Origin of the sequence: Microcystis sp. LE18-22.4A, from assembly GCF_027531105.1 — a bacterium.
In the GTDB taxonomy this organism is placed as follows: domain Bacteria; phylum Cyanobacteriota; class Cyanobacteriia; order Cyanobacteriales; family Microcystaceae; genus Microcystis; species Microcystis aeruginosa.
Map to the genome: position 1 here is coordinate 1 of NZ_JAPZRB010000089.1, position 8980 is coordinate 8980.

The 8980-nt window shown below is 40.8% G+C and carries 7 protein-coding genes and 1 pseudogene; 6 read left to right on the top strand and 2 right to left on the bottom strand.

Annotation, left to right across the window (positions count from 1 at the left end):
- Window positions 1–139 precede the first annotated feature (139 nt).
- From O9295_RS04020 to O9295_RS04045, 6 genes and pseudogenes are all read left to right on the top strand, one after another.
- Window positions 140–541: pseudogene (locus O9295_RS04020) on the top strand (PD-(D/E)XK nuclease family protein); the annotation flags it as partial.
- A gap of 3 nt (window positions 542–544) precedes the next feature.
- The gene (locus tag O9295_RS04025; RefSeq protein ID WP_288031893.1) at window positions 545–2788 is read left to right on the top strand and encodes a Piwi domain-containing protein; all 2244 of its coding nucleotides are present in this window, start codon (window positions 545–547) and stop codon (window positions 2786–2788) included.
- Complete coding sequence (locus tag O9295_RS04030; RefSeq protein ID WP_287692443.1) at window positions 2770–3024, top strand: hypothetical protein; 255 nt, start codon at window positions 2770–2772, stop codon at window positions 3022–3024. The genes O9295_RS04025 and O9295_RS04030 overlap by 19 nt, the downstream gene beginning before the upstream one ends.
- Before the next feature lie 127 nt (window positions 3025–3151).
- A complete protein-coding gene (locus tag O9295_RS04035; protein WP_288031896.1) occupies window positions 3152–5521 on the top strand; it encodes a glycogen debranching protein in 2370 nt (789 codons plus the stop codon).
- A gap of 172 nt (window positions 5522–5693) precedes the next feature.
- A complete protein-coding gene (locus O9295_RS04040; RefSeq protein ID WP_288031899.1) occupies window positions 5694–6356 on the top strand; it encodes a TVP38/TMEM64 family protein in 663 nt (220 codons plus the stop codon).
- A gap of 234 nt (window positions 6357–6590) precedes the next feature.
- Window positions 6591–7598, top strand: a complete 1008-nt coding sequence (locus O9295_RS04045) for a DnaJ C-terminal domain-containing protein (protein WP_288031902.1) — start codon at window positions 6591–6593, stop codon at window positions 7596–7598.
- A gap of 342 nt (window positions 7599–7940) precedes the next feature.
- Here the strand turns inward: O9295_RS04045 and O9295_RS04050 are convergent, their stop codons facing one another.
- Window positions 7941–8288 carry a hypothetical protein gene (locus O9295_RS04050; protein ID WP_002768423.1) on the bottom strand — a complete coding sequence of 116 codons (348 nt, stop codon included), beginning with the start codon at window positions 8286–8288 and terminating at the stop codon, window positions 7941–7943.
- A 583-nt stretch (window positions 8289–8871) separates the two neighbouring features.
- Window positions 8872–8980 (bottom strand): transposase (locus O9295_RS04055; protein ID WP_287672724.1); only part of this gene is annotated, 109 nt, incomplete at its 5' end.

Sequence of the window (8980 nt, forward strand, 5' to 3'; positions counted from 1 at the left end):
TGAGGTGGCCAATTACCTAATTTTCAGGGAAAAAGTGCCTAAATTTCCCCCCGATCACTCCCAGATCCAGTACTTTTTGATTGACAAAAGGTCTAAAAGTCTTACCCAACAAAGTTTTTAGATTTATTCAGCCAGCCCTAACTATCGGTTTAATTTGTCCGCTGCCTTTGATTGTATTTTTAGAGAAGCTGATGACACCATACATATTTTAGATTTCAAAACTGGTCAATCTAATTTTGATCGTCGTCAGGCTCATGTTTATTTACTGGCGGCTAGTTACCTTTATCCTCAGGAAAAAATTGTCGCTTCTTTTTACAATTTAGAAACCCAAACAAGCTCAGAAAACATCTCCCTGTCTTCCGAGGCAATGGAAGCAGTTAAAATCGAACTAGCTTTCCTGGCCAAAAAACATCAGCAACAACTACAAAAATATAAAAATCACCCCGAAGATTTTTATCATCTTTTCCCGCCGAACAGTGGCTATGCCTGTCGTTATTGTCCTTTTACATCGATTTGTGATTATGCAAATAAGGAGGTTTAGATCATGAATTACACAGTAGCTAACACAGCCAATTCCCCGCTTTTTTTGAGTGAAATTAGTTCCTTAACTCTCAGGAATAATTGTTTGAATTGTTTTAAGCTTAATCATCAAGTTACTAGAAAAATAGGTAATCGTTTTAGTTGGCAATTCAGTCATAAGTTTCCCGATGTGGTGGTTATTTTTGAAGATAATTGTTTTTGGGTATTAGCTAAAGATGAAAAATCTCTTCCCTCTCCACAACAGTGGAAAGAAGCTTTATCAGATATTCAAGAGGTTTTACGAGAAGATATTGGCGATCACTATTATTCTATTCATTGGCTAAAAGACTGGCAGATAACAGCTTTAGTTACAGCACAATTAGCAGTTAGAATTCTGAAAATATTTGGTAAATTTTCCTATCCAATAGTTTTTCCCAAAGATAGTCAGATAAGTGAAAACCAAGTACAGGTAAGGAGAGAAGTTGATTTTTGGGCAGAAATCATCAATGACACCGATCCAGCTATTTGTTTAACTGTTGAAAGTAGTATTGTCTATAGTGGAGATTTAGAACAATTTTATGAAAATCATCCCTATAGACAAGATGCTGCTAAATTATTAGTAGGTTTAAAGGTTAAAACTATAGAAACTAATGGGACAGCTAAAATTATTAAAATAGCGGGTACAATTGGGGAAAAAAGAGAGGAAATATTTAAAAAAGCTACGGGTTCAATTAGTCGAAGAAAATTAGAAGAAGCTCATCTGGGGCAGCCAGTGGTGGCGGTACAATTTGGCAAAAATCCCAAGGAGTATATTTATCCATTGGCAGCTTTAAAACCCTGTATGACAGATAAAGATGAGAGTTTATTTCAAGTCAATTACGGAGACTTATTAAAGGAAACAAAAATTTCCTATGCTGAACGACAAAAACTATTAAATTTATATAAACAGGAGGCACAAAAGACTTTAAATAACTTTGGTTTTCAGTTAAGAGAAAGAAGTATTAACAGCAGGGAAAATCCCGACTTCTTTTGGACTCCTTCTATTTCTCTTGAGCAAACTCCCATCTTATTTGGTCAGGGAGAAAGGGGAGAAAAAAGAAAAACTCTCAAAGGATTGTCGAAGGGTGGTGTATATAAACGTCATCAGGAATATGAGGATACTGCTCGTAAGATTCGTTTAGCTATTCTGAAACCATCTAATTTGAAAGTGGGAGATTTTAGAGAACAATTAGAAAAGCGATTAAAACTTTATAAATTTGAGACTATTTTGCCACCAGAGAATCAAATAAATTTCTCTGTTGAAGGTGTAGGATTTGAAAAAAGAGCCAGACTGGAAGAAGCAGTTGATCAATTAATTCGAGGAGAAATTCCTGTAGATATTGCTTTAGTATTTCTTCCTCAAGAGGATCGCAATGCGGATAATACTGAAGAAGGAAGTTTATATTCGTGGATTAAAAAAAAGTTTTTGGAGCGTGGAGTTATAACTCAAATGATTTATGAGAAAACTTTAAATAATAAGGGTCAATATAATAATATTCTCAATCAAGTTGTCCCAGGAATCCTAGCCAAACTAGGAAATTTACCCTATGTTCTTGCTGAACCTCTAGAAATTGCCGATTATTTTATTGGTTTAGATGTGGGAAGGAAGCCTAAAAAAAATCTGCCGGGGAGTCTCAATGTTTGTGCAAGTGTGCGACTATATGGCAAACAGGGAGAATTTGTTCGCTGTCGGGTAGAAGATAGTTTAACCGAGGGAGAAGAAATTCCTCAACGGATTCTGGAAAATTGTTTACCGCAAGCTGAACTAAAAAATCAGACAGTTCTCATTTACAGAGATGGGAAATTTCAAGGAAAGGAGGTTGACAATTTACTGGCAAGAGCGAGAGCAATTAAGTCTAAATTTATTCTCGTAGAATGCTATAAAACTGGCAGTCCTAGACTTTATAATTTTGAGCAAAAACAGATAAATGCTCCCTCCAAAGGATTAGCTTTAGCTTTATCAAAGCGGGAAGTTATCCTGATAACGTCCCAAGTGTCTGAACAAATAGGTGTTCCTCGTCCCTTGCGCTTAAAAGTTCATGAATTAGGAGAGCAAGTAAATTTAAAACAGTTAGTTGACACTACGTTAAAATTAACTTTACTTCACTATGGTTCTCTCAAAGACCCCCGTTTACCTATTCCTTTGTATGGAGCGGATGCTATTGCTTATCGACGCTTACAAGGAATTTGTCCTAGTTTATTAGAAGATGATTGTCAATTCTGGCTTTAGAGAGGAAAATTATCGATAATTCCCCTAGCAATCTACACCATCTAGAAAAATTAGTCAGTGATTTAGTTAACCAAATTAGTTTACTGACGGCAGAAAATCGAGCCATTAAAGAAAGATTAGCCTATCTTGAATGGGACTTACACGAGAAAATGGTTGTTTACAAGCCGAAAATTTATCTCTACGTCAAATGGTTGACTACTGCTCCGAAGAATATAATTCTCTTGAGGATTCTCTAAGATAATTACTATAGCAGTTACTAGGAATTGCACAGCCGTTTTTTTTGGTGAGCAAGCTTTAGATTTTTTTCTTATTTCTTTGAGCGAAAAATGTCTATCATCAAAGGCGATATTATCCCGCCAATTTATGTTACCAGCGATCGGTCAAAATCATCCCCAATCTGGTAATTATGCCCCCCTAGATAGCCATCTCTGGGCCGATGCCACCTATCCCCTCGGGGCGCATTATCGGGGCGATAGTGTCACCTTTGCCGTCTATTCTAAAAATGCCAGTCAGATTCTTCTGGAAATCTACGATCGCCCGACGGGAGAAAACGCTAAGTATGATTACTGGTTGACAAAAAACCCAAATGATGATATGTGGCGGGCAAAAATCGCCGGTATTGCCCAGGGCAGTTACTACGCTTTTCGCTGTTGGGGTGCCAATTGGCAATTTGATCAAAAATGGCAAAGAGGCCACAGTAACGCTGGTTTTCGGGCAGATGTGGACGATTTCGGCCATCGTTTTAACCCCAATAAAGTCCTCTTCGATCCCTACGCGCGAGAACTTTCCCACGACCTTGAAACCCTGGCCATGATCGCGGCTGGAGAAAATGCGGGAATGTATGCCACGGGAGAAGGGGACTACAAAGGAGTGATCCGGCGGCAATACGATACGGGCAAATGGTCGCCCAAAGGCATTGTTATCGGCCCGGATGGGACTTATACCGGGATTCGTCCCCGTCTGGGTGCCGAAAAAGCGATCATTTATGAGTCCCATGTGCGCGGTTTAAGCAATCACCCCTCCGCTAGTCGTTTAGAAGATATTCTCAAGGGAATTAGGGGTTTTGAGGAAGTGGCTAACGTTCCCGACCAGTACAGAGGAACTTATGCGGGAGCCGGCTATATGGCCAAATACCTGAAAGCGCTGGGATTTACCACGATCGAACTCTTACCAGTCCAAGAAACCGCTAACGATAATAACCCCGACGATCGCCCCGGCGGTAATTATTGGGGTTACATGACCTTTGGTTATTTCGCCCCCGATCGCCGTTATGCTTATGATCGCTCCCCCGGTGGACCCACCAGAGAATTTAAGGCCATGGTCAAAGCTTTCCACGACCAAGGACTGGAAGTTTATCTGGATGTGGTCTATAATCACACCGGAGAAGGGGGCAATTGGGGCAGCAACGATGTCACCGGATTTGTTAGTTTTGGTGGTTTTGATGTGGTGGAATACTATCAACTCACCGACGAACATTATCTAGTCGATGGGGCCACTGGCTGCGGAAATCAATTAAACTTTTCCCATATTGTCACCTGTAATCTGGTTCTTGATTCCCTCACCTATTGGTTAGAAACCATGGGAGTTGATGGTTTTCGTTTTGATCTGGCCCCCGTCCTCGGCCGAACTCCTTCTAGTCATGAACGCGAAGATTGGGGCAAACAAAAACAATTCTTTCCTAAACATCCTTTGTTAGAAAAGATCGAGAAATTAGGCAAGAAATACGATGCCGAAATGATCGCCGAAGCTTGGGATATCTGGGGTTACGAAGTGGGGAATTTCCCTGCGGGTTGGGGAGAATGGAATGGCCGTTATCGCGATGCAATTCGGCGTTTTTGCAAGGGAGATGGTAATACTTTTAAATTCATCGAACAGGTGAACGGCGATTATCACAATTTTAACGACCAAGGCGGACCACACAAATCGATCGATTTTATTGTTGCCCACGATGGTTTTACCCTGATGGATTTGGTCAGTTATAACAGCAAAAATAACCTCACTCCCTGGCCCTTTGGTCCTTCCGATGGCGGCAATAATAATAACGATTCTTGGGATTCTGGCGGTAATCAGGCCTTACGTCGCCAAAGATTACGCAACTTTTGGACGATTCAATTTTTATCTCGCGGTGTTCCCATGACTGTCTGGGGCGATGAATTTGGCCGCAGCCAAAATGGTAATAATAATCCCTACAATATTGATAGTGTCGCCACTTGGAATAATTATGATATGATTGCCACCCGTTCACCCCATCTACTGCCCACCGGTTATCGGGAAACTTATCACAATAATTTTGGCACGGGAACTAATCAAGAAGAACGCAATCCTTTATTTATTTTTGCCGCTTATATTGCTCACTTCAGAAACAATCATATAGCACTAAAACAGCGCCGCTATGGCGATATGGTTCTCGATGGGGGCAATGATGTCACCTATTTATTTAAAAAACCCGATGGGGTTAGCGATTTAACTGCCGATGATCGCTGTATTTGGTTTTTAATTGATGGTAGTGCCGTCGGTGATCACGATTTTTTGTTGTTAATTAATATGTATTATCTGCCGGTGGATTTTCGTCTTCCCCCGTCATCCAATAATTATCGTTGGGTAAGAATTATTGACACGGCAGCTTGGGCAGAAACCAATTATAATTGTTGGTCTGTGGAGCAAGGAGCAGTAATTGCCGATCGCTATAAAGTCAATGGTTTTTCGATCGTGGTTCTCGAGGAGATTAACTGAACTACCCACACCGATATCGGGGGTAATTTGGGGACAGATAGGGCAGCCCGCTAATATTGAGATCGAGATCGATCCTATGCCGATTTCTGCTATATTTTTGGCAATAGGGAAATATAGACCCCGGCTGCATCTTATGTTTTGCAACCCGAACTTAGCCCAAAATTGCCGTTAAATGTCTAAAACTAAAAGTAGTGTTATTATCCTAACCATAATTTGTATTATCGCCACGGCGATCGGAGTTTATCTGCTCGGTGGTATCGACTCCCAACAATTACAGATCTGGTTAAAACAAATGGGAATTATGGCTCCCATTTTGTATATTATTCTCTATACGATCGGGACAATTTTAATTCTGCCTTCTACCCCCTTAAACCTCAGTGGTGGGGCCATCTTTGGGGTAGTTATGGGAACCGTTTGGACAACGATCGCCGCTTTGGTGGCCGCTATAGTTGCCTTTGCTTTTACCCGTACTATTGGCCGGGAATATACCGCCAAAAAATTTCAGGGAAAATGGCAAGCGATCGATGCAGAAATGCAGCAAGGCGGCCTATTTTATATGTTTGCTATCCGTCTATTACCGATTATTCCCTACGGTATCGTTAACTTTGTTGCGGGATTAACTTCTATCCGTTTTCGCGATTATTTCATCGGTACTTTATTAGGCACTGTCCCCGGAATTTTACCCTTTGTCATGATGGGTGCGGGTTTAAAATCTTTGGGAAAAGGCGATATATTGCCCCTAATGGTGGCTTTTACCCTCATTGCTCTGTTAGTAGGTGTGGGAACTTGGTATCGTCGTCGTCGGCAATTTCCCCAGATAAAAAGTAAAAAGTGAAAAGTCAAAAAGTGGACGTTACATTAAAGGTAAAAAGGGTGTTGGGTGTTGGGATTTTAGGGTTTTGGGGTTTTGGGGTATTAGTTGAAATTTCCCTATTCCCCTATCTCCCCATTTCCCTATCCCCTATCCCCTGACTCCTGACGACCGACTCCCGACTCCTGACAACGATAAAATTAAGTTAGATTAGGAATATCCCGACTGAATCCTCATTGCTAAGGAGATAGCGTATCGATGCCTGCCGCAGATTATAAAGATTATTATGCCGTTCTGGGAGTAGGTAAAACTGCCAGCGCTGAAGAAATTAAAAAAGCTTTTCGTAAATTAGCCGTCAAATATCACCCCGATCGCAATCCTAACGATAAAAGCGCCGAAGAACGTTTTAAAGAAATTAGTGAAGCTTACGAAGTCCTCTCCGATAGCGAAAAACGCCAAAAATACGATCAATTTGGACAATATTGGCAACAGTCCGGGCGATCGAATTGGCCAGGTGGTAATCCGGGGGTTGACTTCGGTTCGGCCGGTTTTGACTTTAGCCAGTACAGCACCTTTGATGATTTTATCAATGAACTGCTCGGTCGCATGGGCAGCCCCGGCGGTACTCGCCCCCGTTCCCATTCCTACGGTACTCCGGGGGGAGGATTTGGCGATTTTAGCAATTTTAACGACTTTGCCGGCGCTCGTACTCCACCGCAATCCGTCACTTCTGGTATCTCCACCGCTAAACTGCGTCTGACTTTTGCGGAAGCTTTGCGAGGAGTACAAAAACGGGTTAATTTAGCCGGAGAAATGATCGATATCAAAATCCCCCCAGGAACTAAAACCGGTAATCGTCTCCGGGTACGGGGTAAAGGACTAATCGATCCCTTGAGTAAACAACGGGGAGATCTATTTCTCGATGTGGAATTAGAACCCCATCCTTTCTTTGCTTTTGAAGGCGATAATTTAACCTGTGAAGTCCCGATTACCCCCGATGAGGCGGTTTTAGGCACAGCGATCGAAGTTCCTACCCCCGATGGCATGGTGACGGTAAAAGTTCCCGCCGGTATTCGTTCCGGTCAATCCCTGCGCTTACGAGGCAAAGGTTGGATCGATAATAAAGGACAACGCGGCGATCAATTAGTCAAAATTGTCATCGATACTCCCAAAGAATTAACCGCGATCGAACGGGAATTATACGAGAAAATTAAATCTCAGCGTACCACCGATCCCCGTCGTCATCTCAGACAGGTGCAAATTTAGTCCCTATATCTTAATAGTGAGGTACGAAGTAAAAGGTAGTAAAACGTAGTGGATTGTTTCAGCTAATTTGGTGTATTAGAAAAATGCTATAAATTCTATAATCTAAGATTTTAAGCCGAAATCTATTGCCCTATTTTAGTTGAAACAGTCCAGTAGGGTGCGTTAGACGGCAAAAATTGCTGCTTTGAATTGAAGGTAACAATCCGTCGTAACGCACCACCTATCATCAACTAAGTAGTAAAACGTAGGGTGCGTTAGACGGCAAAAATTGCTGCTTTGAATTGAAGGTAACAATCCGTCGTAACGCACCACCTATCATCTGTCTCTGGAGTTTATCCTTGGCTAGAATTTAACCTTACTAGCCAACCAATTAGTGATTAATTTGGGGCTATTTTTCTTCACCCAATAGAGAGCATAAATTCTGAAGATAGGCTTAGAAAAACGAGCGATCGCTTTCATGATAAAATTTAAGTGACGACTATGAAACTTTTTATTAATTAAATTTAACGAACCCACATCGTAAAGACAGTCGATGATAATTCTAAAAGTCGTTTCCTCTCTTTGGAATAAACTATCTATTAACAATAGCACTTCCTGAATCCTTTGCTGTTTAAGCTGTTCTTCTTCGTCGGAAACAGCCGAGAGAATCTGCTGCTGCTTAGATAATTTACTATCCGATGGGGTTAACATGATATGGTAGGGAAAAAATTAACTTGTTTTGATTTTATCCCTATTTGCCGATTTTGCAAGACCAAACTCCCCATCTATCCCCATTTTTACGATAACACGGATCTTTCCTCTCCCATGCCGTCTTGACTGTGATTGTTGTGATTGTGTCATGGACTGTGATTGATTATTGATAAAAGGTTGCTGAATACAATATAATCATAGTATTCATTCAATCATTTCAATCACAGTTTAGACTGATGCTGTGATTGTGTCATGGACTGTGACTGATTAAGAAAAATAGGGCAGAATAAAATTATGAAAGCCAAAATGAGGACTGAATCATGAATGATCCCTTAACCACAAGTTTACTTTAGCAGTACAGGAATTTACCACTGAAGCAATCTCTAAAATCCCTATATTGTGGGAAAAAATCAAAACCCAATAATATAATAAAGTCAACCCTCATCACCCCGATTTTATCTATGGAACCGATAACAGTGGCGACAATTGTTGCTTTGGTATTTCAGACTACTGTAGAAAAATTTACCGAAGCTGCTCTAGAAAAAATTAATAGGCTCTTCTGGTTTTCGTGTGTTAATTTTTGTTATGAATTAAAGCAAGCAAACAGCTTAAGTCGAAGATGTTCAAAATTGGTAAATCCATAACTTATTCTTTTAATAAGCTTTATTTTGGTATTCATTCCCTCAATTAAT

What these genes read in the sequence shown, in the direction of transcription:
- O9295_RS04025 (WP_288031893.1), top strand. Translation starts at nt 545, where the DNA reads ATGAATTACACAGTAGCTAACACAGCCAATTCCCCGCTTTTTTTGAGT.
- O9295_RS04035 (WP_288031896.1), top strand. Translation starts at nt 3,152, where the DNA reads ATGTTACCAGCGATCGGTCAAAATCATCCCCAATCTGGTAATTATGCC.
- O9295_RS04040 (WP_288031899.1), top strand. Translation starts at nt 5,694, where the DNA reads ATGTCTAAAACTAAAAGTAGTGTTATTATCCTAACCATAATTTGTATT.
- O9295_RS04045 (WP_288031902.1), top strand. Translation starts at nt 6,591, where the DNA reads ATGCCTGCCGCAGATTATAAAGATTATTATGCCGTTCTGGGAGTAGGT.
- O9295_RS04050 (WP_002768423.1), bottom strand. Translation starts at nt 8,288, where the DNA reads ATGTTAACCCCATCGGATAGTAAATTATCTAAGCAGCAGCAGATTCTC.